This is a genomic window from Verrucomicrobiota bacterium (assembly GCA_016871535.1).
Classification (GTDB): Bacteria; Verrucomicrobiota; Verrucomicrobiia; order Limisphaerales; family SIBE01; genus VHCZ01.
The window spans coordinates 19560-46374 of the sequence record VHCZ01000006.1; the positions used below are offsets into that span (position 1 = coordinate 19560).

Sequence of the window (26815 nt, forward strand, 5' to 3'; positions counted from 1 at the left end):
CAGAACCATGCACTCGGCCCGTGAACCCGGTAGGGCGAGTCCGTCCCGGCGAGCTGCTCGACGTGCCTGGACCACGTCCGACTCGGCTCGCTGGGTACAGGCTCGCCCTACCGTCTGATTCATGGGAGGCTTCCACGGCCTCCTGAACCGTGCGGACCGCAGATTTCAGATGCTTCCTGCCACGTTCTGGAGTTCGACGTGAAGGCGCCTAACGTCGCCTAAAGGCCACGGTCCGAAGAGACAGTTCATGGCCAGGTTGAAGATGCAGGATCAGAGGTTGAAGGCAGGTCGCTAACCAGATACCCTGCCTGTCGGCTTAGGTTGCTGGCTCCAGTCCGTGGCAGTGAAATGAAACTGAAGTTTGCGAGTCTTGTTTTGGCGTTTTGGGTTCTTCCGCTCCGGTTCGTTGCCGCGGCGGAAAACCTGCTGCTCACCGAGGTCCCGGATTACACCTGGTACGCGGGATGTTTTGGAACCGCGTCCGGCAATCTGATGGGTTATTGGGATCGCTGCGGACTTCCGAATCTTTACACGGGACCTACGGCGGGCGGGGTCGCGCCTCTGGACAGCGACCGCTCCAATGAAGGCATTCGCTCCCTGTGGGCCACGAAAGCCGGATTCGATGGCCGGCCCGCGAACCAACCCGGACACATCGACGATTATTGGCGATTCTACACCGCGGAGGGCATCAACAGCTACGAGAGCACCGCGCCCGATCCGTACCTGGTCAATGGCCGCCCGGAACACGCGCCCGATTCGATTTGCGATTTCATGGGGGCCAGCCAGAACAAATGGATCAATCTCGATGGCGAATGCGACGGCAATATCGACGCCTACGCGGTCACGTACTGGGATCGCGCAGGCGATCGCCGGGTGAACTACACGCCGCCGCCCCAGGGCGAACTGGCGGTGCGAGACATTCCTTCGGGCTTGCGCGCCTGGACGCAGCATCGCGGTTATGATTGTGCCGTTTTCTCCCAGTTGACCGATTTCAACCCGACGGTTCCCTCCGGGAAAGGATTCACGTTCGAGGATTTGAAGCGTGAAATCGATGCCGGTTACCCGGTCATGCTCTTTTTGCAAAACTTTCGCGAAGTGTCCCGTCCGCTGGCCAACATGCCTCTAGCGAACCCAGACGTTCATGGCATGCTGGCTTTCGGGTACTTCATCACGGACGACGGACGAAAGTTCGTGCGCTACCGGACGAGCTGGGGCGGCAGCGGGGACAACCGGATGCGGATGTGGAATTCAGATCCGTGGGAGGCGGAATTGCCGGTGCGCGGAGTGATCGGATTCCATCCTTTGCCGCGCATCACGAGCATCAGCCGCAACAACGGTTCCCTGACGGTGAAGTGGCACGGGCCGTCCGCGACGCTGCTCAACGTCACCACGGGCACGGCGGCGCCCGTGCACTATTACGTGCTCGAACGTTCCACGTCGCTTGCGCGGGACGGCTTCACCGCGGTTTCGGAAAAATCGACCAGCCTTGAAGCCACGCTTCCGAATTGCTGCGACGGAACGTCCTATTTTCGGGTGCGGCTGGCGCAGCGTTAGTGATGCGTGAAACGTGAAACGTAAAACGTAATGCATGATTCGTGATAACCCTCGGCTAACGGCGGTGGGGCGAAGCTCCCACCGAGCCAATGCCAACGACGAAAGCTCGGCAGGAACCTCGCTCCACCTGCCGCTGGCCACTGACAACTGACCACTGAAAACTGACAACCGATCCTTCCGGAAATGCACATTGAAAAGACACCCCCGACGCGTAGAAGGGCTTATGCGACGGCTTCCCACAAGATTCGTTTTCACCTTCACGGTTTCCGTCTGGTACATCAATGAGACCGGCCAGTTCGATCAATTTTTTCCGAACAGCGATAGGAAACATTGATGGAACAGACCATTGAGCCTCGGCATGCCCTGGACGCGCTTTTTGACGCTGAGCCTATGATGCATCCTGCCGTTACGGAAGCGTTTGAAATGGCCGCCAGCCTCCTCCGGAAAAACCGAATTCGGTTTCGTGCGATTGGCGGCATCGCGCTGAATCTGGCCGGCGCGGGCCGGCCCACCAAGGACGTCGATTTGGTGGTGGCCCGTCGAAATTGGCATCGGGCGCGCGGCGTCCTCCAAGGGCTTGCCACCCAGGTTCAGGGGATTCGGCTCGGCCTGGCAGACGAGCCTGAGAGCCTGTTTGGAAGATGCCCTCCTGGTCAATGACCACCACCATCTTGGGATTCATAGCCCTTGGCCTTCTGCACATCTCCACCGCTGCGCCCGCCATCCAACGCGTTCAAATCGGTCCCGTCGCAGACCGGTCGCAAGTGCCCGAGGTCACGGCGCAAGGCCGTTTTCTCTCGCCGCAAGCCGTGTCCACGATCGACATCAGCGCGGACGGAAAAGTTGTCACGGTCGGCACGATGGCTTTCAGCCACGATGCCAACGTGTGGCAGTTTGCGCCGGACGGAACAATTCTCGCCAAACGCCATTTCCCGCCGTGGGCGCCGATGCAAGCCGCTACACTGCCCGGCGCAAGAGCCGTGGCTGTGGGATTGGCTTACTCGCGCGTGACTTCGCCAGACCCAACCGTTTGGTTTGGCCGAGCCGAGAATCTCTGGGCGGGGAATTTGACGGACGATCTCGTCGAAGCCGATTCGCGTGATGCCCAACTGGCGCGGTTGCGTCCGGGCGCGGGTGATTGGCGCGCGGGCTGGTTCGCCAGCGTTTTCGGAGAACTGTTCGTGCGCGGGCCGGATTGGATCTTCAAGCCGCCCGCGCAGTTTCTCGACGCCGACGGCCAGCGCCTGCAACTGCGCCACGCGGACAACAACCTTCTGCCAACCAGCCGGGCCATGCGCATGACCTCCAGCCAGGATGGAAAACGCGTGGCGTTCGGCTGGCTCGGCTTTTCGCGAAACATTCCTGGACTCCCAACCCACGCGGACGCAGTGAGCGTCTGGCGCGTCAAACCGAACGAGCAGCTTTGGTCGGCGCTCCCAAGCCTCACCAACACGCCGCCCTCGCTGCCGGATCCGGCCCAAGATATGCTCCACCGCTGTTGGGGCGACATCGAAAAAGCCCGCGCGCTGGCGCCGGTGATCCGCGACAAGCTGCTCGCCTGGCGTCCGGACATCGTTTTCACCGGCCACGGCGTGCGGCCCAACGGAACGGAGTTCATTGAAGCGCTGGTGCAGCGGACCGAGAAATCGCTCCTCGAAAAATGACTCGCCCTGGTTTGCCATTGGCTGCGCGTGGACAAGAGCCGCGACTACAAGCCGCTGTTGAAGCAGGCCCTGCCGCGACCTTGAAGGATCTGGGTTATCAAGGTCCGATTGGCCTGCAGTGTTACGGCATCGGCGGCGACGCCCGCGAACACCTGACGCGGCCGATGGCGGCGTGGAGAAAACTAAATTAGAGCCTGTCTGAAAATTGTCTTCTGGGTGGAACAGGCCACTGGCCTGTTGCGGCGGGCTACCAGCCCGCCGGGCCTTTTGGCGGCAGGTTACCGCCAAACACGGGCTGGTAGCCCGTTCCACCCATTTTTCAGACAGGCTCTAAGAACGTGTACAGCCGCGTTCCTGTTTGTTGCCGCGATGCCCGCCGCGATGCCTGCTCACGCTTTTGTTCGCTGCCTGCCGAAGTCGCGAGTGGCCAGGGCTTCGACGATTTGACCAAGCACGGCGCCGAACAGCAGCAGCAGACCGTGGTTTCGGTCCTGTTCCTCGGCAAGCCGCGCCTTCTCCCAGCGCCGGGAGATCACAATGCAAATCTCCATGAGAATCTGTACGGGAATCACCATGAAAAATGTGCTGAGGGTGTCCGGAGTGATGAACGCGCACAAGGCGACGTTTGCGAACAGAAAATACCGCCGGCCTTTGGCCAGCCAGGCGTGCGGAATGACGCCCAGACGAACCAAAGTCAGGACCACAACCGGTATTTCGAGGCTCAGCCCGGTGCCCGCCATGAGAATGATCACAAAACTGAGACATATAATCTCCGTCGTCATTTCTCCCCGCCTTGAAAGTGACGAAAGGCTTCCAGCATCTTCAATGGCACCTCCGCGCGGCTGGACAGCCGGCCATCCAGATCGACACGGAATCGCACGTCTCCGCCTTGGGGATTCAACCGCTCGAACTTCTCTTTGATTTGGGGCGCGAGCATGGGGTTCATCGCCAGCATCTGTTTGATCAACGCCAGAACGTTCGCGCGCCCGATCAAGGCGGTATTCGCCGTCGCTCCCGAACCGCTTGCGGCGGCTGGCCGCGCTGGAGCGTTGAGGAGTTCAGTCATTTTGTCCGGGCTGGCGAGATACAAGCGGCTGGCTTTCACGGCGTAATCGAACTCCATTTTGCCGCCGTTCCACATTCGCTCCAGGGCTTCCCGCTGTCCGGGCATCTTGAACATCGGAGCATCCAGGTTGAGAGCCAGGCTAAATCGGTCCACGGGAGTTCCGTTCACGTTGTGATGGCCTTCCTTGAAGTCGAAGGACGAATACGGCTTTCCTTTGCCCGCCAGGGAAGGCATGGCCTCGGTGAAGAATTGCTTGAACGACGCATAAACGTCCTTCGCGCCCCGATTCGGAAATTCGTAAAACCCGGAATACGAAATCCCTTTCCCGAAATCCACCGACCCGACAAATTTCATCGGCGCCAGCCCATCCATCATGCGGTCGATCTGGCCCGCCAGCTTTTCGTTTCCTTCCTGGTTCTGTATCTGGAAACTGACGCGGGTGAATTTCTTGAGCAGCGGAAAGAAAGCCGGATTTTCGCCGATCGCACCGGCCACCGAGGCCGTGGCTCTGGGATCGAGCTGGCTGGCGAGATCCGCCACGCCTCCGCCGCTCGCCTTGAACCAGCGCGACAATTCCGAATCCGGCAGAGGCTGGACCAGTTTTGTGAACGTGATCGCTTGCGCGCCAAAATCGGCCTGAACTTCCAGGCGTTGCAGTCCTTTGATGAGCGTATCAATTCCGTCGAAATACAGCCCGATCATCTGGGTCATCGCCTGGGGATTGATCGCGACGCCGGCGGGCAGCTTTTGCTGGCCGAGGCTTTGCGACACGATCATCCGGCCCATGACCAACGCTTGCAGCACTTGCTGCCGCGTGACCTCGTCCAGTTGCAGGCCGAAGTCGATCAAATGCGAACCTGCTCCGGCCGCCGGAACCCAGGCGGACAACTTCTTCTTTTCGTCATCGGAAAGCTCCCCGCCCTGGCCGAACTGGAAAACCACGACGGCCGACTCGCCCGCTTGAATGATTGGATTCGGCTTGTCGCCTCCCTTGAGCAGGCTGGAATCCTTCAGGCCGTTCTTGAACGTCTCAAAGTTCGTGACCGGCACGTAGAGGGCGACGAGCGGCAGCGCGCCGGGACCTTTGGTCGCCACGGCCAATTGCCACGTCCGCTTGCGGTCCACGCCTGCGAGGTCCGGGCTGCCGATGACCTCGGAGAGTTTGGCTCCGGGATCCACATCGGCGTTCAGTCCCAGAGCGGTCGCGATACGTTTGGCGTTCGCGTTCAGCGCGTCGAAGCTCTGAATTTTCAACTGGACGAGCGGCGGTTGGGGTTTTTCTTGAGCGACGACCGTGCAGCCGCAAAGCGCCGCGATGAGAAGTTGGATGGAGATTTGTATTTTCACCTTGGCGCGGAGCATACGGGTCGCTCCGCGTCCGGCAAGAAAATACAATTTACCACGGATAAACCCAGCGTGGCTGATGTCGCAACCGAACGAGTGCATGCCTCGCCTGCCGCGCTGGGAGTTCAAAGTTCAAGGTTTCAAGTTCATTAGTCTCAACGCTAGGCCTGTCTGGCGGCATTTTCAACGCCAGCGTTGGGGGACGCGAAGATTCTTCGTTGCGCAGGTTGCACTCTATCAGTATCGCTCGAAATCGTCGCAGACCGCACAAGTTCTCTCGTCCTGGTCGTGATCGCGACAAACGTTGCCTCGCTACACTTATGAAAGGACCGATTAAAGCCGAAGCGGTTTTGCGGAAAGGACAACTTGCTTTCCATGAACCGGGTAGGGCGAGCCTGTCCCCAGCGAGCCGATCTGGGCGTATTCCAAACACGTGGTGCGGCTCGCCAAGACAACCTCGCCCTGGCTCATGGGCCGTTTGCATGGCGCTGTAGCCGCCGCACTCGCTCTTCTTGCCATTGAAATGCGCGGCCCGGACTTGCTGGAATCGCAGCCGGCGGCTTTGGCGCGATTGGCCACTCGCTCGGCGGCCACAAAGGCTGGACGCAGGAGCGCTACATGCCACGGCTCGCGGACTACCGTGGACGGCTGGCCGAAATCCCGTTCGGTTTTCACGAACTTATCGGCGCCCTGGCGCCGCGCGTTTGTTACCTCAGCGCGCCGCTGCACGATTCCAACTTCAAATGGCGAAGCGTCGATGGCATCGCGGCCGCGGCGTCGCCGGTCTATCCCCTTCACGGTGCCCCACAAAATCTGCGAGTTGACCACCCCGATTGCGATCACGATTTCCCGATATCCTCGCGCGAGACTGCTTACCGATTGTTTGACGCACATTTGCGCTGAGCGCGCTGCCTGGCGCATCAAAACGGTAGGGCAGACCTGCCGGTCCGCCGATCTTCGTCGGGCCTGACCCAGCCATGCCCGTGAATCTCCTGAACTTCACAAGTCGAGGCGGAGCGGCAGCTCCACCATACCCGGCGGCTCGCGTGCTTCGCCGCGGCATTCTCTTCTTTTCATTCGCGAACCGTCGTGTTTAGTGGCGGCCAATGCAAAAGACCGCTTTATTGTTCGCTGGCCAGGGCGCGCAAACTGTCGGGATGGGGAAGGACCTGGCTGCCGCCTTTCCGTCCGCGAAAGGGCTATTCGATCGCGCCAATGCTGCGCTGGGCTACGACCTCGCTTCAATTTGCTTCGACGGGCCGGAATCCGAGCTAACCAAGACCGAACACGCGCAGCCAGGAATCTTTCTGATCAGTTGGGCAGCTTTTGAGTTGTTGAAGGAGCGCGTTCCGCCGGCTTTCCAGGCCACGGCAGGATTGTCTCTCGGTGAATTCACCGCGCTGGCCGCGGCCGGCGCGATCTCGTTCGAGGACGGCTTGAAAGTCGTGCGCGCACGCGGGCGATTCATGCAGGAAGCGTGCGAAGCGACGCAAGGAAGCATGGCCGCGATTATTGGTCTGGACGAAGCGCCCGCGCGCGAGGTGTGCCGCGAAGCCGGAGTCGAACTGGCCAACCTGAACTGCCCCGGTCAGATCGTGATTTCGGGCGAGAGCGCCAAGATCACTCAGGCTTGCGAGCTGGCCAAATCGCGCGGCGCGAAAGGCGCCCTGCCGCTTGCCGTGGCTGGGGCTTATCATTCCCGGCTCATGTCGAGCGCCCAGCCGAAGTTGCGGAATGTGTTAGCCGGCGTCTCGCTCCGCAGCCCCAGCGTCCCCGTCATCAGCAACGTCACGGCGCAGCCGCATGGCGAACCGGCGGATATTTTGTCGTTGCTCGTGGATCAGGTGACGTCGTCCGTGCGATGGGAGGAATCGATTCGCTTCTTGTTGGCCCAAGGATTCACGCGTTTCATTGAATTAGGCCCCGGCACAGCCTTGACCGGTTTCATGAAGCGGATCGACAAGGGCGTGCAAGCGCTCAACGTGGCGGACATTTCCAGCCTTGAGGCTACGGTCAAGGCGCTCGTCACGTAAAACGTAAAACGTAATACGTAACATATTGGGATTACGCATTACGTTTTACGTTTTACGTTTTACGAAAGGTTGACAACCGCCCCCTGACCACTCACAAGAGGGCGGAGTATGAACCAGCTCGCGAATCAGATCGCCGTTGTGACCGGCGCCGGACGCGGCATCGGGCGCGCCATCGCGCTGAAGTTTGCCGCCGAAGGCGCGGACGTCGTGTGCGTGTCCCGAACCGCGGAGAACTCCGAAAAAGTGGCGGGCGAAATTCGCGCTTTGAATCGCAAGGCCTGGGCCTGCGCGGTCGATGTCGCGGATTCGGACGCCGTCGCCGCCGCCGCCGAGAAGATCCTGACGGAGGCCGGGCGCGTCGATGTGCTCGTGAACAACGCGGGCGTGACTCGCGACGGGCTGCTGGTCCGCATGAAAGATGAAGATTGGGACGCGGTGTTGAATACGAATCTGAAAGGCGCGTTTGCGTTCACCCGCGCGCTGGCGCGCAGTTTTCTCAAGCAGCGCTCCGGACGCATCATCAACGTGGCGTCCGTGGTCGGGTTGATGGGCAACGCCGGCCAGTGCAATTACGCGGCCAGCAAGGCGGCGCTCCTCGGCTTCACCAAATCCATCGCCCGCGAGCTGGCCTCCCGGGGCATCACGGTGAACGCCCTGGCGCCGGGTTTCATCGAGACGGATATGACGGCGGGTTTGAATGAGGAATCCCGGCAGGCATTGCTGGCGCGGATTCCGCTGAACTGCCTGGGCCAGCCCGAGGACATTGCGAACGCCGCGTTATTCCTGGCGAGCCCGGCGGCCCGCTACATCACCGGGCAGGTCTTGACAGTGGATGGCGGACTGGTCATGTAGAGCCTCACGGAACCGGTGTGAAGCGGCATTTTTGAGGGACTGAACGCGTTGAAACGAACCGAAAACGTGCGGAAACAAAATCACGAATCGGGGCTTGACGGGTCCGGGAACGTCGCTTAGACACACAACGAAACCTAAACCGAAGAAACTCATGGGTGCCGATAAATCGATCGAACAGAAAGTCAAAGAGATCATCGTGGAACAGTTGGGCGTGAACCCGGATCAAGTCACCCCGGAGGCGAAATTCATCGAAGATCTCGGAGCGGACTCCCTCGACACGGTCGAGTTGGTCATGGCTCTCGAAGAGGAATTTGGACAGGAGATCCCCGACGAAGAGGCGGAGAAACTCCAGAGTGTGGGCGACGTCATCAAATACATCGAAGAATCCCAGCAGCGATAGTTTTCCGAACCATTTCCGGGGCAGCTACGGCTGAACACAGCGCGAGCTGCCCCCTTTTTATGGCAAACGGTCTCCAGAATCGAAGAGTGGCCATCACCGGCCTTGGCGTGGTCAGTTCCCTGGGGCACGACTTCGACACCTTCTGGAAACACCTCCTCGCCGGCGAATGCGGGATCGACAAAATCACGCTGTTCGATGCTTCCGCCTACGATTGCCAGATTGCCGCGGAGGTGAAGAATTTCGATCCCAACCCTGCGTTCCCTTCCCCCAAGGATGTCCGCCGCGCCGATCGCTTCACGCAATTTGGTGTCTATGCGGGACACAAAGCGCTGATCGATTCAGGACTCGACCTGGATAAAGTAAACCGCGATGAGGTCGGCGTTTTCATCGGATCCGGCATTGGCGGCCTGAACACGGTGGAGGAACAGCACAAAATTCTATTGGCGAAGGGACCGGGCCGCGTTTCGCCGTTCATGATCCCGATGCTCATCCTGAACATGGCCTCGGGGTTGTTCTCGATGTATCACAAGCTGCGCGGGCCGAATCTGGCCACTTGCTCCGCCTGCGCCACCTCCAATCACGCCATCGGCGAAGCCTGGCGCACGCTCAAAATGGGGGACGCGACCATCATGTTCGCCGGAGGTTCGGAGGCGACGATCGTTCCGCTGGGGATTGGCGGCTTTTGCGCCATGAAAGCCATGAGCACGCGCAACCACGAACCCAAGCGCGCTTCGCGGCCTTTCGACCGGGATCGCGGCGGCTTTATCATGGGGGAAGGCGCCGGCGTGATCGTGCTGGAAGAGTTGGAGCATGCCAAAGCTCGCGGCGCGCGCATCTACTGTGAATTGATCGGTTACGGCAACACGGCGGACGCCAATCACATGACCGCTCCTGCGCCCTTTGGCGAAGGGGCCGCGCGCTGCATGAACATGGCCTTGCGCTCGGCGGGTCTCCAGCCGACGGACATCTCGTACATCAACGCGCACGGCACCTCGACGCCTCAAGGCGACTTGTGTGAAACGCAAGCGATCAAGACCGTTTTCGCGGACCACGCACGCAAGCTCGCGGTCAGTTCTACCAAAGGCGCGACCGGCCACATGCTCGGCGCGGCGGGCGCCGTGGAAATGGCGATTTGCGCGAAGGCCATTTACACGAATCTCGTGCCGCCCACGATCAATCTCGAGAATCCCGATCCCGAATGCGATCTGGATTACGTGCCGAACGTGGCGCGCGAAATGGCGGTGCACGCCGCCGTCAATAATTCGTTCGGATTCGGCGGCCACAACGCCAGCCTCGTTGCACGGAGGTTTGTGTAGGGATGCTTGCGCCAGTTTCCCCCGTCTCTCGGCTGCAGGCAGAATTCGAGGATGGCGTGTGGATCGTCAGTCTCGAAGATCACTCGCCGCCGCGTCGTTCGCAACCAGCTTGGCGGCTTGGGTCACGATTGGCCTGGCGGTTACCCTCACGGTCACCCTCCCGAAGCAGAAAGCTGAACCTCTCTCAAGAGAACCCAACGGGGTGGGTCCAGGCTTTCACTCACCTGCACCTGCAAAGCCCGGCCCGCGGTCCCTTGAATCGTAAAACGCAGGAGGTCACCGGGGGCGAGATGAACGCCAGCTACGCGCGGCGGACGCACGCCGGCAAACGTCAACACCAGATCAGTCCCTCGCGCCTCCACGTTCAGCTTTCCGCCATTCAGCCGATTGGCCAATTGCGTTGTCACAATTTCAAACGTTCCGGCCGAGAAATTCCACCGAAGTGTAATACGCCGCGATGATGCCTTTCTTTTCCCGTTCGGTCAGGTCGTTGCTGACAAAACTGAGGCTTGCCCGCACAGTAGGTCGAGCAACTTGGACCATCGATGACGACTCCCGACCTCCAGGCTCGCCACATCTTATCGGCCTTGGCCGCGCCGCAGACTGATCCCACGCCGATCTTTGAATTCTTCCGGGGCAATTACGGAACCGAGTTGCTGGTGGCGGCGGCCCGGCACTTCAATCTTTTTGCGCGCCTGGCATCGGCGCCTTTGTCATTCGCGGACCTTGGCCGAGAGTTGAAGCTGGCGGAGCGGCCGGCCACGGTGCTGCTGACCGCGCTGCGCGCGTTCGGTCTTTTGACGAAAGACTCCCAGGACCGCTTCGATTTGTCACCGCTCGCACGCGAACATCTGGTTCCAGGCGCACCCTTCGACGTGAGCGATTATCTGAGTCCGGCGCTCAAGTCGCCCGGTGTGCAAGCCATGATCGAACGGTTGCAGACCAATCGCCCGGCCGGCGTGAAACAGGACGAACCGGGCGCGGCGTTCATTTATCGCGACGGAATCGAGTCCGCGATGGAAAAGGAAGCCAGCGCGCGATTCCTTACCCTGGCCCTGGCAGGGCGCGCGAAAAACGTAGCCCCAATCCTGGCGGCGCGAGTTCCGATGACGGGCGTCTCTTCGTTGGTGGACATCGGAGGGGGAACCGGAATCTACAGCATCGCTTTCCTGCAAATGAACCCGCGCCTCCGCGCCATCGTGCTCGATCGTCCGGAAGTCTTGAAAGTGGCGTCGGAAATGGCGGCGCGCTACGGCGTCGCGGACCGGCTCGAATGCCGGGCAGGTGACATGTTCGTTGATCCATTGCCGGAAGGCGCCGAGGCGATCTTGCTCTCGAATGTGTTGCACGATTGGGACGTGCCGCAGTGCCGGACGCTTGTGCAACGCTGCGCCGCCAGCCTCGGGCCTGGAGGCCGGTTGCATATCCACGATGTCTTCTTGAATGACGACCAGGACGGTCCGCTGCCCGTGGCATTGTACTCGGCGGCGTTGTTCACGCTGACGGAAGGCCGCGCGTACAGTGGCGCAGAATTTCGGGAATGGCTGGTGCGCGCCGGATTGAGGCCCGGCGAAGTTGCTCCAACCTTGATTCATTGCGGCGTATTGACTGCAGCCAAAACTCCTTAGCGTGACTATTCAAATGGAAGAGTGAATCGTTACGGCTTAGTGGTCTTCGCAAGCGTTACGGCTCCAACCGCGTGCAGAGACGAACCCGGGAGATCGTCAAGCGGACCCGGGCGAAGTTCATTTTGTTTCTTTTTGACCCGCGTCAAGGAATCGCCTCTTTCCGGTCGGCACCCAGCGCGGGGCCGACTATTGTCTCGGCCGTCCGACAACAAATCGAAGATGAATGTGTTACTCAAACGAATGAAATCGACGGCGCTTCCCAACCAGACGGTAGGGCGAGCCTGTCCCCAGCGAGCCGAGTCGGACGTGTTCCACGCACCTCGAGCGGATCGCCGGGACAGACTCGCCCTGCCTGTCCCTGGTTGCCGGGTCCTACAGCCGCTGGTCGTCTTCTTAGCCGCCGGAATCGTTCTCGCAGACGACTTCCAGGGCTCGACCCATCAAGTGGCTTACGATGGCGAAGAGATTCGGTATTCAATTGAGGCACCCGACGATCCGGTCGCCCGGCTCCAAAAACGAATCGATAACGGGGAAGCGCGACTGAAGTTCGACTCCAAGTTCGGATACCTGCCCGCGCTCCTTGAGTTTCTCCATGTTCCGCAGGCCTCCCAGATGCTGGTCTTTTCCAAAACATCGCTGCAACGGCACTTGATCAGTCCGAGCAACCCGCGGGCGATCTACTATAGCGATGACGTGTATGTCGGGTACATTCCCGGCGCGCCACTGCTGGAGGTCAGCGCCATGGATCCGAACCTGGGCGGGGTCTTTTACAGCCTGGCGCAGGAGGAAACGGCGCAACCCAAGTTCAAGCGCAGTGTCGATTGCCTGCAATGCCACGGCGCAGCCAAGACAATGGGCGTGCCCGGGCATTTCGTCCGCTCGATTGCCACGGACGAAACCGGCGAACTCGATACGCACAATGAAGCCAGTTACATCACACATCGCACGCCGTTGGAGGATCGATGGGCCGGGTGGTACGTCACCGGCACGCACGGAGATCAAATCCATCGCGGCAATCTTATCGGCGCGGCGGCATTCGAGCAGGCCGCGAAAGAACCCTACGAACTCGGCAACCTCGCGGACTTGAGCCGCTTTTTCGAGACCAGGAAATACCTCGGCACCGGCAGCGATATCGTCGCGTTGATGGTGCTGGAGCACCAGGCGCACATGCAGAATTACGTGACTCGCCTCAATTTCGAGAGCCGGATCATGCTCCGGCAGTACGGCCACATCCGTTACCTCAAATCACAATCCGAAGCGTTCCTGCGTTACCTGCTCTTGACCGCGGAAGCGCCGCTCACGGGCCCGGTTCGCGGCAATCCGGAATTCACGAAGGAATTCCAGTCGCACGGCCCGCGCGACCGGCGAGGACGTTCGCTGCGCGACCTCGATCTGCAGACGCGGCTTTTCAAGCACCCGTGCAGCTATGGGATCTACTCACCCGCGTTCGACAACCTCCCGGCGCCGATGAAAGAGCACCTTTACCAGCGGCTCTGGAACATCCTCACGGGCCAGGATCAAAGCCGGGACTTTGAAAAGGTCCGCGCGGAAGATCGAGCCGCCATTCTGGAAATCCTTCTCGAAACCAAGTATGGACTGCCGGAGTATTGGCAATCCGGGCGAACCCGTTCCTCCGCGACTGCCGGCCGTGAGCTGGCGAATTAGACCGAGGGTGCGATTAAGACTGTCGGACGACAAAGTCTCCTCCTTCTCTTCCCGAAGGGAGGAGAGGGCTGGGGAGGAGGTGCGTTGGCTCGCTTCTCCTGTTTCCAAGAAGCCCCTCTCTCCAACTCTCTCCCCACTCGTTCCTCGCGGGGAGAGAGAGAAGTCAATCGGAGTCGCTGACCGACACTTTTAGTCGCACCTTAGACCGATGCCGGGGTTGACACATGATGCACGGCTGACGATAGTTTGGCCAAACCTGTCCGTCCTGTGTTTGCGCCAAAACCAGTTTGGGTCGTGCTTCTGGGCGCTCCTTTAACTCTGGCCGCCCCGCTTCTTTGCCAGGTCGGCGAAGTCCAGGCCACGCCCGCGAACAAAGCCAGCCTGGAGCGTCATTACGACAAATTCCTGAGCAAAGAACTCGCGCGCTGCACGACTTGCCATTTGCCGAGCGCCAAGACCGCGCCGGAAAGCCTTGCAGAATTTCCGCACAATCCGTTCGGCCATCGGCTGCGTCTCCTGGGTGAAGAACTCCGAAAAGCTGAGGCGAAAAGCGACTTACCCACGCGCCTCGCCGTGATCGCCAAGGAAGATTGCGACGGCGATGGCGCCGAAAATGAAACCGAACTGTTGTTGGGCCGCAATCCGGGCGACGCCAAGGATTCGCCGGGCCAGGCTGAGATTTCGGAAGCGGACAAACGGCGCGCAGATTTCGCGAAGTTTCTTGCCTCGTACCGCTGGCTGCCCTTCGAGAAGGTGAAACGACCGCCGGCGCCAACATTTCCACGCTCTTCAGAACCAACCCACCCCTTCGCCCCTCCCAAGAGGAGAACTACGCCGGAGGCTGCCGGATCAAGCTCCCCTCCCTGGGAGGGGTCAGGGGGTGGGTTACTCGTCCGCAACCCCATTGACTCCTTCATTGCGGCCGAGCATCGAGCGCGAAACCTTCAGCCTCGCCCGGAAGCGTCCAAGGAAGTTCTGCTGCGGCGGATTTATCTCGATTTCATCGGGCTTTCGCCAACTCCGGAAGAACAGCGCGCTTTCGCCCAGGACGGTTCCCGTGCCGCTTACGAAAAAGTCGTGGACCGCTTGCTGAATGATCCGCGCTACGGCGAACGCTGGGGACGCCACTGGATGGACGTTTGGCGCTACAGCGACTGGGCCGGGTGGAGCGGCGGCAACCAGATCCGCGACAGCAAACCGCACATCTGGCGCTGGCGCGATTGGATCGTGGAATCGCTGAACCAGGACAAGAGCTATGATCGGATGATCCTGGAAATGCTCGCGGCGGATGAACTCGCGCCGGACGACACGGATGCGCTCCGGGCAACCGGTTACCTCGTCCGAAATTACAAAATGCTCAGCCGCGAGCAGTGGCTCGAAGATACGATCAAACACACGGCGCAGGCGTTTCTCGGATTGACTGTCGGTTGCGCCAAATGCCACGACCACATGTTCGATCCCATTTCGCAGGCGGAATATTATCAGCTCCGCGCCGTGTTCGAGCCGCATCAGGTTCGCACCGATCGCGTGCCTGGCGAATACGACACGGGCAAGAACGGTCTGGTGCGCGTCTTTGACGCGGGCACGAACGCGCCAACTTACTTTTTCATCCGCGGCGACGAGCGGCGGCCGGACACGAACCGCGTGATGCAACCCGGCGTTCTTCAGATTTTAGGCGGCAAGCTGCGGCTTCAGCAAGTCAGTCTCCCGCGCTTCGCCACGCTGCCCGACAAGCGCGATTTTGTCGCGAGAGACGCGATCGCCGCAAGCGAACACGCCTTGGTCGCAGCGCGCGAGGCTTTGGAAAAGCTGCGGAACGACAAGGGTGCCAAAACCGAGAAACTCAACGAGCAGGAATTGAACACCGCCCTTGCCGAGACGAAGCACGAATCTCTCCTCGCTTCCATCCGCGCCGAGAAACTCGAAGACCAAAACAAGAAGGGCTCGGACGAGTGGAAAGCCGCCGCCACCGAGGCGGCCGAAACTCAACTCAAGCTGGCGGTCCTCGAGGCGAAACTGAAACTTCACTCCGCGCAGGTCGCTCAGGCGGATGCCCAGAGCAAAGCGGACCAAGCGAACAAGGCTGTTGAAAGCCTCGCCAGCACCAACAACGAGTCGAGTGAGAAGACTGAAACGGAGAAAGCCATCGCCGATAAGCTGGCCGCGCGAAAGAAGGATGCCGAAAAAGCGGCGAAGAATCTGGAGACGGCGCAGAAAACAACCGCGGAGGCCGAGAAAGCGCTGGCGGACGCCGGGAAGAAACTTGATGAGCCGGCCACAACGAATTACAAGCCGCGTCCGATGGAGACGTATCCGGCCGCCAGCACGGGGCGTCGTCTGGCGTTCGCCCGCTGGATCGCGAGTCCCGACAATCCGCTCACGGCGCGCGTGGCGATGAATCACATCTGGCTGCGGCACTTCGGCCAGGGAATTGTGCCCACGCCTTCGGATTTCGGCCGTAACGGGCGCCCGCCGTCGCATCCACAATTACTCGATTGGCTCACGGCGGAATTCATGGCTCAGGGCTGGAGCATGAAAGCGATGCACCGGTTGATCGTCACGAGCAGCACGTATCGCATGGCTTCGACTCCAGATGAAGCGAATGCCGGTATCGATCCGGACAACGTTTATCTCTGGCGGATGCCTTCGCGCCGCATGGAAGCGGAACTGGTGCGCGACAATTTGCTGTATGTCTCCGGTGATCTCGACGCGGCGATGAGCGGGCCCGACATCGACCACAAATTGGGACTCACCTCCAAACGCCGCAGTCTTTATTTGCGCATCGCCGCCGAGAAGGAAGTTGAGTTTCTCAAGATTTTCGACGGCCCCAGCGTGACCGAATGCTATCTGCGCCGCCCGACCGTCGTGCCGCAACAAGCGCTGGCGCTGGCCAACAGCGGCTTGACCCGCAGCGAGTCCAAACGGCTGGCCGAACGGCTCGCACAAGAAACCGGGGATGACGACGCCCAATTCGTTGCGCAAGCGTTCCGCCGCATCTTGGCCCGCGAGCCGAATCTGACCGAGATCCGGCATTGTCAGGATTTCTTGAGCAAGCAAACCAGGCTGTCATCCCCCGATCGCGCGCGCGCGAATCTGATTTTGGTCCTGTTTAACCACAACGATTTCGTCACGGTGCGATAGCCGTGCATCGCATCTTCCAACCGCCGATGAACGCAGATCGAACCATGAGAAAGTGCCGCTGCGCGTGTCGATTCAGTCGGCGAGACGCCGACGGATGCAACCGAGACGGCTGCTCTCCCGCTTTCTTCCACCCATTTAACCGATTTAACGATTTAACCTTGTAACGTTTTTAACGTTTTAACGACTTCGCCTGCGGCTTTATGAATCCATCATCTCAATGCAAATGCCCCGGCGTCACACGCCGCTCCTTCCTCGTCGATACCGGTATGGGTTTCACGGGGCTGGCGTTATCCGCGATGCTTTTTCGTGACCGCGTTGCCCGGGCTGAGGAGCCGGATTCAAACTGGCGCCCGCCGAACGGCCAGCCGCATTTTCCGCCGCGCGCCAAATCTGTGATCTGGATTTTTCTCTGCGGCGGCGTCAGCCATCTGGAGAGCTTCGACGTCAAACCGGAGTTGAACAAATACGGCGGCAAATCAATCGACGAAACGCCCTACAAAGACGTGCTCGACCCCAAACGCGTCAACGCGAATATCGTCGGGGCGAATCCCTCCCACGGCAATCGTAAGGTCATCATGCCGCTGCAGGCGGGCTATCGGACATACGGCCAAAGCGGGCTGGTGGCCGGCGATTGGTTCAAGCACGTCGGCGAATGCGCGGACGACCTCGCCGTGGTGCGTTCGCTCTGGACCATTCACAACGATCACGGCGCCCAACTCACCTGGCAGACCGGCCGTCATCCGCGCGAACTGGAATACCCAACCATCGGCTCGTGGGTTTGCTATGGCCTCGGCACATTGAACGAGAATCTGCCAGAATATGTCGTGCTCGGCGTTCCCACGGGCGATTGCTGCGGCGGCGCCTTCACACACGGCGCGGCCTATCTCGGCCCCGAATACGGCGGCGTGCGTTTGAACGTGGATCCGAAGAAGCCGCTGCCGTTCATCGCGCCCAGCGACAGCTCCATCACGCCCGCAGAACAATTGGAGAATTTGAGCTTGCTCGGAAAACTCAATCACCTCGCCGGGATCGATTATCCCGACGACAAAGACCTGCGCGCGCGCATCAAATCCTACGAACTGGCCTTTCAGATGCAGACGTCGATTCCGGAGACACTCCAATTGGAAAAAGAGACCGAGGCGACGCGCAAGCTGTACGGCCTGGACAAAACCGAAACGAAAACCTTCGGGGAACAGTGTCTGGCCGCGCGGCGGCTCGTCGAGCGCGGCGCGCGCTTCATCCAGATCTTCCACGGCGGCGGCGGCGGCGGCGAATGGGACGCGCACTCGGAAATCAAATCGAACCACACGAAACTGGCGGCGCAAGTGGATCAGCCGATTGCCGGCTTGCTGAAGGACCTCAAGCAGCGGGGCATGCTGGACGAGACGCTGGTGGTGTTCGGCACGGAATTTGGCCGTTCACCCGGCGCGGAAGGCACGGGCCGCGACCATCATCCGCAAGGGTTCTGCGCCTGGCTCGCGGGCGGCGGCGTCAAGGGCGGCGTCATCAACGGCGCAACCGATGAGCTGGGCTTTCACGCCATTGAAGATCGCCATTACGTGACCGACATTCACGCGACGGCCCTGCACTGCCTGGGCTTGGACTCGCGCAGGCTTGAACTTCCCGGACGCAAGCGCCTCGAGATCGACCACGGCGAAGTCATCAAGGAGATTTTGGCCTGATGCGTATCCCTTCAGGTTAAGTTACTGTGCAGACCGTGGGATTGACGACAGATCGACCGGAGAACCGTAGCGCAGATTTTCAATCTGCTGTATCGCCGATTTCCAATCGGCAGGGCGCCGGCAAGTCCCAGCGGGCTCGGACTGGGAGACGCCCCGCAGAATACAATTCTGCGATACGGCAGAGTGCAACTCTGCGCTACGAGCTTTGTCGTCCATTCCGCGGATCCCGCGGACCAAGCAGCAATTACCTTTTGACTCGTCCGGGCAATAGGGCTAAAAGGTTGCGATCTCCTCAACGAGCGCTTGCTATGAAGACTTTCCTCAAACAACCCAACTCCTTCTCGGCCCGCGGAGCCTTCACGCTGATTGAACTCCTGGTCGTCATTGCGATCATTGCCATTCTCGCCGGCATGCTCTTGCCGGCTTTGGCCAAATCCAAGACCAAGGCGCAAGGCATTGGCTGCATGAACAACCTCCGCCAGATGATGCTGGGCTGGCGGCAGTACGCCGACGACGACAACGACACGCTGCTCCTGGCGCGCGACATTATCGATGGCCGGCGCGCCGTCTGGGTGAAGGGGTGGTTGGACTATTCCTCTGCCCCCGCGAATTGGGACGTGAATGTCGATGTCGCCAAAAGTCCGCTCATGCCTTACATCGGGAATAGTTTTACGCTTTGGAAATGCCCCGCCGACAAAGTCTCGGTAAAAAACAACCAGGGGCTGAAATTGCCGCGCGTCCGCAGCAACTCGATGAGCCAGGTCTTTGACGATGGCACGTGGCTGCCGGCCAGCGCCTGGCGCATTTACAAAAAGACCAGTGACATCATCAACCCGGTCAAAACATGGGTGCTGCTCGACGAGCACCCGGACAGCGTCAACGATCCGGCGTTTGCGGTGCAGATGTACAAGCCCGATGCGAAGAACGCGCAGATCATCGACGTGCCGGCGTCCTATCACAATGGGGCCTGCGGTTTTTCGTTCGCGGACGGCCACTCCGAAATCCACAAATGGATCGGTTCAAAGATCAAGGTGCCTGTGCGAAACACGCTGTTGCCGCTGCCGCTGGGCCCGGCCGGCGACTCGCTTCGGGATGCCTTGTGGATGTGCGAGAACACCACCGTCTCCGTCAAAGAAGGCACTTACCCGTAGCTGGCCGATGTCCTGATTCTAAATTCAGCGACAAATTGGTTCCGCTTGTCTCGCGAGACCGTACTGCCGTTGGCGAAAGAGAATCCCATTCACGGAGAACCCAGGCCGGATCGCTCAAGCACAGATAGCCTCATTGAAATCGGCGGTGAACCTAGTAAGTTTTCCCTCGGTAATGGCAGAATCATAAGACATCCGAGCACAAACAGGTTTATCGAGCAACTGGAGGCACATCGAACCGATATCCGGCGGTTCGGGGTCAGCCGCGTCGGATTGTTCGGCTCGTGCGCCCGGGGCGAAGAAAGCACGGCCAGCGATGTGGATCTGCTTGTGCACTTCGAAACGGGCCGAAAGACGCTCGCGAACCTGGTGGAGCTGGGAGACTTCCTGCAAGCCCTATTTGGACGGCGCGTCGAACTGGTGACGCCAGAATCTCTCAGTCCTTACATTGCCCCAATGATTCTCCGAGAAGTGCGATATGCCCGCCTCGCCGCTTGAACGGCTTCGGCACATCCGTGACGAAGCGGTTTATCTCGCACGGCGGACTAAAGACTTGCGGGGCGACGACTTCTTGACCAACGAACACTTGAAGCGCGCCTTTGTGCGCAGCCTTGAGATTATTGGAGAAGCCACCAAACAGATTCCATCCGACTTTCGCCAGGGCAATCCCGAATTGCCGTGGCGGCTCATGACCGGAATGCGCGACCGCCTAATCCACGACTCCGGCGGTGTGGATTACGAGATCGTTTGGCAAACGGCAACCGAAGACATCCCCGGCGTGCTCGAAAAGGTGAAGAGAATTCTCGAAACCGCTGAGTGAGGCGTCAGGGGATTCCATGGACAAACGACAAGCGCGATTGGATCGTATGCGCTTTGACTCTTCTTCCGTCCCTCGAAGTCGATTCGTCGAAGCACCCGTGGAAGTTCATGGAATCGATTCATCAGCACCTTTTCTCGCAAAAGTAGCTTGATCGAAGGCGAGTCCCTGGCAGAGCGATGGCCACGGCTTTAAGCCGAGTCGAAAAATATTCCCGATATCACCGTTCCGTTGTCCTCAGCGGTATTGTCCTTGATGCGAAATTTGATGTGGCCTTTGACGCGGTACTTCAAATAAACGCCGTTGGGAAATTCGGAGAGGCTTTGCGAATTCAGCACTTCTTCCGTTTCCCCGTCCAGCGCCTCGACGGTCATCGACAGCTTCGCGCCTTTGAAGTCAGCAAAATACAACGCGACTGATCTTGGGCTGTAATCGTTGATCGCGACATCAACGAGGATGCCTGAGTGGCATTGCGAATAGGGCGTGTGCAGGCTTGCGATCGCTCTTCCGACTCGGCCCTCGTCCGAGCCAGGTTTCTGCAGCGCGTTGTCGCCCGGCGAGCTCGTGAAGAACGCCGACGTGGCGGTGACTGGCCCTGCGCCTTTTCCCCAGGGCGAATATTGGAACTCCAAAATATCGCCGTAGTCCATAAACCGCGCCGTGACGTATGCGGGAAGTTTTGAGGGATACCCCGCCAACAAATAGCCATCGGCGCCATAGATGCCCTTCCAGTTGCCGGAAGTCGTCGCATCCTTGCCAGCGAAACTCACCGAGTTTTCATAACCGAAGAAGACGTCGGGGAGAACCGCGCCTCTGTCATTCTTCCCCGTCAACTGAAACCGGATGCGGCCTTTAAGGTGGTACTGCAGATACACGCCATTCTGAAAGTCATCGACCGTCTGCGACTCGATCAATGTGTTTGTGTCCGGATTGAACGCTTGCACCGTTGCCGATCGGCCGGACCTGTCATAGTCGCAGAAATACAAAGCTACCGGCTTTGGTGTGTTGCCCTTGATCGTGACGACGACGGACAGTGTTTTGTCCTGATAATTCGCCGCAATGCGGTCCGTCGTCGAATCCGGCATCTGCAAAGCGTTCGGCCAGTCGCGGGCCTCCTTCACCACGTTTGGTTTCGCATTCGCATACGAAACCGTGGCATAGGCCGGCAGCCTTGGAGTGACGCCGGCCATTGAATATCCATCGATGCCGTACAAATTCTTCCAGCCGCCCGAGTGAATCGTGTCCTTCATGGCAAAGCTAACCTGGCTTGGACTGTGCGGAATAATGGCGACGCCCACGTCTCCGTAACTGTTCTGAATGGGATGCCCCATCATGGCGAAGCCGACAAACACCGTGGATTGGTCGGACGGCAAGATCGCGATGCCCGCGCCTTTGTCCGCTCCGTTGGCCTCGGGATGATAACCGGTGAAATTGATGACTTCCTTGCCGTCATCGGAGAAACTTGTGTCTGGCGACCCATCCGCATTTAAGACGACCAGGCCGTACGCACTCGGCAGATGGTGCATGTCGATCAAGTCCATGTATTCCAGAAAGACCATGCCGCCGATCACGATTTTCCCGTCGGAGCGCACCTGAATATCGTTGCCGCGGTCGCGCACGCCGCCTTTGGCGGGATTGCAATTGAAAGGAATGATGGCGACGCCGTTTCGGCCAAAGGTTGCATCGGGAGTGCCATCCGGATTCAGGCGAGCGGCGGCAAAATCCGAATCCATCGCCGCCGGGGACATCGCGCCGCCGGGATCCCTCGCTCCTCCGCTGGTGCCGCCAAAGACAATCTTGCCGTCGGGTTGAAGGTCCAGCCCGGCGGCTCCAATGCCGATCAGCGCTTTTCCATCTTTGTTCGCGCCAAAGGTTGGGTCGAAGGTGCCCGCCGGCGTAAGGCGATAGCAGTATCTCCCGCCGATGAAGATAGCGTTGCCGTTTGCATCCACCGCAATATCGGCCGCGGCGCCGCCGGGAACGGAAAGTTTGCCTGTGCCGTTGAAACTCGGGTCCAGCGCGCCATCGGCGGTTAACTTCGCGACGAGCGCAGTCGGTTGCATCATCCTTCCTCTGTCGCCCCGAGTCAGCCCGGCGACCCAAATCGCTTTTCGCTTCTGATCGTAAGCCAGCGCCGTGGCCACGTCGGCCAGACCATTGAAATCAAACGAGACTCGGCCGCTCTTCTTGCCTTGCGCATCCGTTTCGCCGAACGCCGTGTCCTCCAGGCCGTTTTCCGTAAGCTGGATCACGCCGATGTCAGTCAGTCCGGGCGAATTCTTTTGAGGAGCGGAGCCGGCCAGAAGGATCTTGCCGTCCTCCCGGACCGCGACGCCTTTGATGGTGAACCCATTTCCGGGCGAGTCCTTATCCGTCCAGGAAAGCAGGGAATACCCCTTTCCGTCAGGCCCGAACCGGGTGTCCGGCGTCAAATCCGTGTTGTATTTCAACACGTACGACCGCGGAGGGCTGTTGAGGATGATGCCCGGAACGATGATTTTCTCATTCTTCGGATCCCGGGCATCCACGACGGCGTCCCAGGATTCTTCCCACGCGACAGTCGGAGGAGGGTACAGAAAACTAAAATCGAAATTCGTCAACCGGACGCCGTTCCTCGCGTACGAGGCTGCGTTGGCTTCCGGCGCGCCCCAAGAAACCACCGCCGCGCCGAGGCACAGAACAAAGGCCCATTCAGCCCAAACGCACCCATTCAGCCTTGCCGCGAATTGGCCCGCCCTGTCTGGAGTGCTTCGGGAAATCCTGGTTGGATCCGGATGGGTGTCCATGGTGTCGCTCTGCCAACCACTGATCACATGACGCCGACATTCCCGTCGGCAAGTTCTGAAGGCGCTCCTGCCTCAACGAAGGCAAGGTTGGGAAACCTCGCAAGCCGCCGGCTCGAAAGCCGGCGTTCGGATCACTCGCCCGCCTGGAGAGCCGGCACGGGAGAACCGCGCCACGCGTTGTGCTTGGCCCAGGCGATCAGTTCCGGATACAACTCGGATTGGATCGGATCGGGGAGATAGACTTTTTCCAGAGTTTCTTCCCAGATCAGGCCGAAGCTTTCTTCGACGGAGAAGCCACGTCTCACGCATCGGGCCAGGGCGCGCTTGAATCGAAACTGAAATTCAGTTTTCACTTCCACTTCGCGAACCCGGTCCTTCACCTCCTGCGGAGCGACGATTGCGGAGTCCCACGAATTTTTCATGCGGGTGCAAAACTGAACTTGCCGAAAAAATAGTCAAGTCATCGCGCAAAAAAGTTGTCCACTCTGTTCACACTGTTCACAAGCGCGGCCGCAATTCTGCCCATGAACCGGACAGGTCGGAAAGCGGTTCAAGCGGGGGGCGCGGCTTCGAGAGATTTTTTCATGGCTCGTGGTTCGTCCACGCTCAACAGCCATTCGGCACTTTCGATCGTTGCAAAAACCGGATGATCGAATCGCCGTGCTTGAGCACCTTGATCTCCTCCCAGCCGCCGGGAAGGCTCAAGGTGTCGCGCCGGGCGTGGCCGAGAATGAATAGCCCATCGGGAGCAATCAGGCGGGGAAGTTGCGCGTCGTCCAGGAGTTGTTGCGCGAACGAAGTGGAGCGGCGTCCGAGGTTTTTCTCGCCGTAAGGAGGGTCCGCGACGGCCATCTCAAACTGGCGGCCCGCCGCCGCAAGCTGGGTCATGGCTGCGAACGCGTCTTGCACGCGGAGCTCGAAGCGCGCGCCGTCGAGATGCGTCGTCCGCAGATTCTCCTCGATCAACCGCGCGTGGCGGCTGGTTTTCTCCACGCACGTCAGATGGGCCGCGCCGCGGCTCAGGCATTCCAGGCCGAGCGCGCCCGTGCCCGCGAAAAGTTCGAGCACGCGCGCTTCGATGACCCGCCCGCCCAGGCTGTTGAACAGCGCTTGTTTGACGAGGTCGGGCGTGGGCCGCACTTCAAATCCTTTCGGCGCCTTGAGCAACAGGCCCGCCGCAGTTCCGCCAATAATGCGCATATCGTGTTCGGGGAGGCGCGCGTCTCGCGTGCCGCGCTCGGCGTCCTGCCGAGTTTCTGTTTAGCGTACCGCAGATTTGTAATCTGCCGTATCGCGGAATTGCATTCCGCAGAGGCTCGACAAGTTTGAGGGCTCTCGAACTCGCCGAAGCGCCGCCGATTGAAAATCGGCGATACGGCAGAGTGCAACTCTGCGCTACGGCGGAAGGCACGCTAAACACATGCCCCGTCGAGCAGCCGGAGCGTTCGGCGGGTTCTATTTGAAATGGGGGGCGGGCGCGACTGGTTTCAGTCGGCGAGACGCCAGCCGAGACAGCCGCGCTCCCCATTGCGGACCGAGTTGCGGCCAACAGGACCCTCAAACCCCCTTGCTCACGATGTATTTGAGCAAATCGCCCACGCGGCAACTGTAGCCCCACTCGTTGTCATACCAGCTCACCAGCTTGAAGAACCGCTTGTTCAGTTCGATGCCGGAGCCGGAGTCGTAAATCGAGGAGGCGGGGCAATGGATGAAGTCGGTGCTCACGACTTCATCGCTGGTGTAGTCGAGAATCCCTTTCAGATAAGTCTCGCTGGCTTTCTTCATCGCCGCCGAGATTTCCTGATAGCTGGTCTCCTTCACCGTGCGCACGGTGAGATCGACGCAAGAGACCGTCGGCGTCGGCACGCGAAACGCCATCCCCGTGAGCTTGCCTTTGACTTCGGGGCAAACCAGGCCCACGGCCCGCGCCGCGCCGGTGGTCGAAGGAATGATATTGATCGCGGCAGTGCGTCCGCCTTTCCAATCCTTCTTGCTGGGACCATCCACGGTCTTCTGCGTCGCGGTGTAGGCGTGAATCGTGGTCATCAATCCTTCTTCGATCCCGAAACCTTCTTTGAGCAACACGTGCACGAGTGGCGCCAGGCAATTCGTCGTGCAGGACGCGTTCGAGATGATGTGGTGTGTCTTGGGATCGTATTTGTCGTGATTGACGCCCAGGACGACGGTGAGGTCTTCGTTCTTGGCCGGGGCGGAGATGATGACTTTCTTCGCGCCGGCGGCGAGATGGCCTTTGGCTTTTTCGGCCTCGGTGAACAGCCCGGTCGATTCGATCACGACCTCCACGCCCAGTTGCTTCCACGGCAGACCGGAAGGATCTTTGGCGCTGACGACCTGGATTTCCATGCCGTTGACCACCAGCACGTCGTCCTCCACGCGATCCGGAAAAGATTTCTTGGAGCTGACCTCGCCCTGGAAACGGCCCTGGGTCGAATCGTACTTCAGCAGGTACGCGAGGTTATCCGCCGGGACGATATCGCCGGCGGCGACGACTTCGACGGCTTTGCCTTTGCCCACGAGCCCTTGTTCCAGCATGGCGCGAAACGCCATGCGCCCGATCCGACCGAACCCGTTAATCGCAACTTTGAGTGCCATAAACTTCCCTTTCTATTTCCAAGTGAACTTAAACGAGCCGTGGATGTAAACCGCCCGCCCCGGAGCGTCAACGATGAATTCTGGATTAGAGCGCGGTCGTCGCGGTTGTGCAGCAGTGCATCTCCAACTCCCACCGTTGGCTTCTCCCTCCCCACGAACCGTCGGAGGTAATGCGGACAAATTCCTGTTGCATATGCAACCCGAATTTGTCCAAACGGTTCGTAGGTTCAAAGGGTCATCCAGGCCTCCAACGATCTGAAAGTCTGAAAGACCGGGCTACGATCTCCACCAATTCAGCTTCGACCAATTCCCTGCGCTCCGTCTATCCCGTCCCTCCGCGCGCTCAGCGTTTCTATCGGACCTTCGTGCTCCCTCGCTGACGCTGACTCTCGCCTCGCCTACGGCGCGAAGCCAAACGCCGTCCCCCATGTAACCTTTTTAACCCATTTAACGCCCTCACCAATGGTTCCTCCGCGCCGTCCACCAGCCCGCGATTGCGCCCGCCAGATGCCCTTCCCACGACACGTGACCTTGCTGAGGCAGGACGCCGTAGAAAATGCCTCCGTAAATCACGAAAACGAAGATCGCCACGACAGCGGGACGCCAGCGTTTCATCCAGAACGCGGCCGCGATGAGATAAACCACCAGCCCGTAAATGATCCCGCTGGCCCCAATGTGGATCGACTGGCCGCGGCCAATGAGCCAGGTCCCAAGACCGCTCGCCAGCCATACAACCGCCAGCGTCTCGAACGGGTGATATTTCCGGTCCCAAAACAGAAGAATGAGCAGGACGAAGAGCGGAAACGCATTGGCCATCAGGTGCGACTTGTCCAGGTGCAGCAGCGGGCTGAAGAAAATCCCGAGCAACCCCGGCAGCGTGCGCGGGATGATGCCGAGCGCGTTGAGCCCCAGCTTCAAGAAGTGATCCACGGCGGCTACCAGAACCATCAGGCCCACCACCAGCGCGCTGCTCTCGACGGCGTTCGACCAGTTTCCGAACTTAAGTGTCTTCGCCACGAGCGGGGATTATTGGCATCAGCGCAGGCAAAGCAATGCCGGGCGTCTGTGTTCAAAGTTCAAAGTTCAAACTGGAATCGTTGAATCGC

Annotated in this window: 24 protein-coding genes; 15 read left to right on the top strand and 9 right to left on the bottom strand. The window is 59.8% G+C overall.

Going from position 1 to position 26815, the window contains the following annotated elements; genetic code table 11:
• Nucleotides 1-348: 348 nt before the first annotated feature.
• From FJ398_01740 to FJ398_01755, 4 genes are all read left to right on the top strand, one after another.
• A complete protein-coding gene (locus FJ398_01740; protein ID MBM3836678.1) occupies nt 349-1554 on the top strand; it encodes a hypothetical protein in 1206 nt (401 codons plus the stop codon).
• Between the two features lie 390 nt (nt 1555-1944).
• Nucleotides 1945-2214 (top strand): hypothetical protein, encoded by a 270-nt coding sequence (locus tag FJ398_01745; protein MBM3836679.1) that lies wholly within the window; start codon nt 1945-1947, stop codon nt 2212-2214.
• The gene (locus FJ398_01750) at nt 2211-3218 is read left to right on the top strand and encodes a hypothetical protein (GenBank protein MBM3836680.1); all 1008 of its coding nucleotides are present in this window, start codon (nt 2211-2213) and stop codon (nt 3216-3218) included. Before FJ398_01745 ends, FJ398_01750 begins: the two co-directional genes overlap by 4 nt.
• On the top strand, nt 3215-3409 hold the full coding sequence (locus tag FJ398_01755) for a hypothetical protein (protein ID MBM3836681.1): 195 nt from the start codon (nt 3215-3217) through the stop codon (nt 3407-3409). The genes FJ398_01750 and FJ398_01755 overlap by 4 nt, the downstream gene beginning before the upstream one ends.
• Before the next feature lie 198 nt (nt 3410-3607).
• Here the strand turns inward: FJ398_01755 and FJ398_01760 are convergent, their stop codons facing one another.
• The 3 genes from FJ398_01760 to FJ398_01770 form a co-directional block, all read right to left on the bottom strand.
• Nucleotides 3608-4000, bottom strand: coding sequence for a hypothetical protein (locus FJ398_01760; protein MBM3836682.1), 393 nt, complete (start codon nt 3998-4000; stop codon nt 3608-3610).
• On the bottom strand, nt 3997-5646 hold the full coding sequence (locus FJ398_01765) for a hypothetical protein (protein MBM3836683.1): 1650 nt from the start codon (nt 5644-5646) through the stop codon (nt 3997-3999). Before FJ398_01765 ends, FJ398_01760 begins: the two co-directional genes overlap by 4 nt.
• 315 nt (nt 5647-5961) lie before the next feature.
• A complete protein-coding gene (locus tag FJ398_01770; GenBank protein ID MBM3836684.1) occupies nt 5962-6471 on the bottom strand; it encodes a hypothetical protein in 510 nt (169 codons plus the stop codon).
• Nucleotides 6472-6734: 263 nt separating this feature from the next.
• Between FJ398_01770 and fabD the strand changes: the two genes are divergently transcribed.
• From fabD to fabF, 4 genes are all read left to right on the top strand, one after another.
• A complete protein-coding gene (fabD, locus tag FJ398_01775; GenBank protein MBM3836685.1) occupies nt 6735-7661 on the top strand; it encodes an ACP S-malonyltransferase in 927 nt (308 codons plus the stop codon).
• Nucleotides 7662-7769: 108 nt separating this feature from the next.
• Nucleotides 7770-8513: a 3-oxoacyl-[acyl-carrier-protein] reductase gene (gene fabG, locus FJ398_01780; protein MBM3836686.1), complete on the top strand. Its 744-nt coding sequence runs from the start codon at nt 7770-7772 to the stop codon at nt 8511-8513.
• A gap of 151 nt (nt 8514-8664) precedes the next feature.
• Nucleotides 8665-8913: an acyl carrier protein gene (gene acpP, locus FJ398_01785; GenBank protein ID MBM3836687.1), complete on the top strand. Its 249-nt coding sequence runs from the start codon at nt 8665-8667 to the stop codon at nt 8911-8913.
• Between the two features lie 59 nt (nt 8914-8972).
• The gene (gene fabF / locus FJ398_01790; protein ID MBM3836688.1) at nt 8973-10229 is read left to right on the top strand and encodes a beta-ketoacyl-ACP synthase II; all 1257 of its coding nucleotides are present in this window, start codon (nt 8973-8975) and stop codon (nt 10227-10229) included.
• 152 nt (nt 10230-10381) lie between these two features.
• Here fabF and FJ398_01795 read toward each other — a convergent pair whose 3' ends face one another.
• Nucleotides 10382-10636 (bottom strand): hypothetical protein, encoded by a 255-nt coding sequence (locus FJ398_01795; GenBank protein MBM3836689.1) that lies wholly within the window; start codon nt 10634-10636, stop codon nt 10382-10384.
• A gap of 138 nt (nt 10637-10774) precedes the next feature.
• Between FJ398_01795 and FJ398_01800 the strand changes: the two genes are divergently transcribed.
• The 7 genes from FJ398_01800 (at nt 10775) to FJ398_01830 (ending at nt 20313) form a co-directional block, all read left to right on the top strand.
• A complete protein-coding gene (locus tag FJ398_01800) occupies nt 10775-11857 on the top strand; it encodes a methyltransferase domain-containing protein (GenBank protein ID MBM3836690.1) in 1083 nt (360 codons plus the stop codon).
• Between the two features lie 240 nt (nt 11858-12097).
• Complete coding sequence (locus tag FJ398_01805) at nt 12098-13522, top strand: hypothetical protein (protein MBM3836691.1); 1425 nt, start codon at nt 12098-12100, stop codon at nt 13520-13522.
• Nucleotides 13523-13768: 246 nt separating this feature from the next.
• Nucleotides 13769-16663 (top strand): DUF1553 domain-containing protein, encoded by a 2895-nt coding sequence (locus FJ398_01810; GenBank protein ID MBM3836692.1) that lies wholly within the window; start codon nt 13769-13771, stop codon nt 16661-16663.
• A 200-nt stretch (nt 16664-16863) separates the two neighbouring features.
• Nucleotides 16864-18345, top strand: coding sequence for a DUF1501 domain-containing protein (locus tag FJ398_01815; GenBank protein MBM3836693.1), 1482 nt, complete (start codon nt 16864-16866; stop codon nt 18343-18345).
• A 308-nt stretch (nt 18346-18653) separates the two neighbouring features.
• Complete coding sequence (locus FJ398_01820) at nt 18654-19496, top strand: type II secretion system protein (GenBank protein ID MBM3836694.1); 843 nt, start codon at nt 18654-18656, stop codon at nt 19494-19496.
• 183 nt (nt 19497-19679) lie between these two features.
• On the top strand, nt 19680-19991 hold the full coding sequence (locus FJ398_01825) for a nucleotidyltransferase family protein (GenBank protein ID MBM3836695.1): 312 nt from the start codon (nt 19680-19682) through the stop codon (nt 19989-19991).
• On the top strand, nt 19972-20313 hold the full coding sequence (locus FJ398_01830) for a DUF86 domain-containing protein (GenBank protein ID MBM3836696.1): 342 nt from the start codon (nt 19972-19974) through the stop codon (nt 20311-20313). Before FJ398_01825 ends, FJ398_01830 begins: the two co-directional genes overlap by 20 nt.
• A 188-nt stretch (nt 20314-20501) precedes the next feature.
• Here the strand turns inward: FJ398_01830 and FJ398_01835 are convergent, their stop codons facing one another.
• From FJ398_01835 to FJ398_01855, 5 genes are all read right to left on the bottom strand, one after another.
• On the bottom strand, nt 20502-23096 hold the full coding sequence (locus FJ398_01835) for a hypothetical protein (protein MBM3836697.1): 2595 nt from the start codon (nt 23094-23096) through the stop codon (nt 20502-20504).
• Nucleotides 23097-23227: 131 nt separating this feature from the next.
• Nucleotides 23228-23518 carry a hypothetical protein gene (locus tag FJ398_01840; GenBank protein MBM3836698.1) on the bottom strand — a complete coding sequence of 97 codons (291 nt, stop codon included), beginning with the start codon at nt 23516-23518 and terminating at the stop codon, nt 23228-23230.
• A gap of 184 nt (nt 23519-23702) precedes the next feature.
• Nucleotides 23703-24296 (bottom strand): methyltransferase, encoded by a 594-nt coding sequence (locus FJ398_01845; GenBank protein ID MBM3836699.1) that lies wholly within the window; start codon nt 24294-24296, stop codon nt 23703-23705.
• 357 nt (nt 24297-24653) lie between these two features.
• On the bottom strand, nt 24654-25709 hold the full coding sequence (gene gap, locus FJ398_01850) for a type I glyceraldehyde-3-phosphate dehydrogenase (GenBank protein ID MBM3836700.1): 1056 nt from the start codon (nt 25707-25709) through the stop codon (nt 24654-24656).
• A gap of 456 nt (nt 25710-26165) precedes the next feature.
• Entirely contained in the window at nt 26166-26726 is a 561-nt protein-coding gene (locus FJ398_01855) for a rhomboid family intramembrane serine protease (GenBank protein ID MBM3836701.1), read from the bottom strand.
• Between the last annotated feature and the right edge of the window lie 89 nt (nt 26727-26815).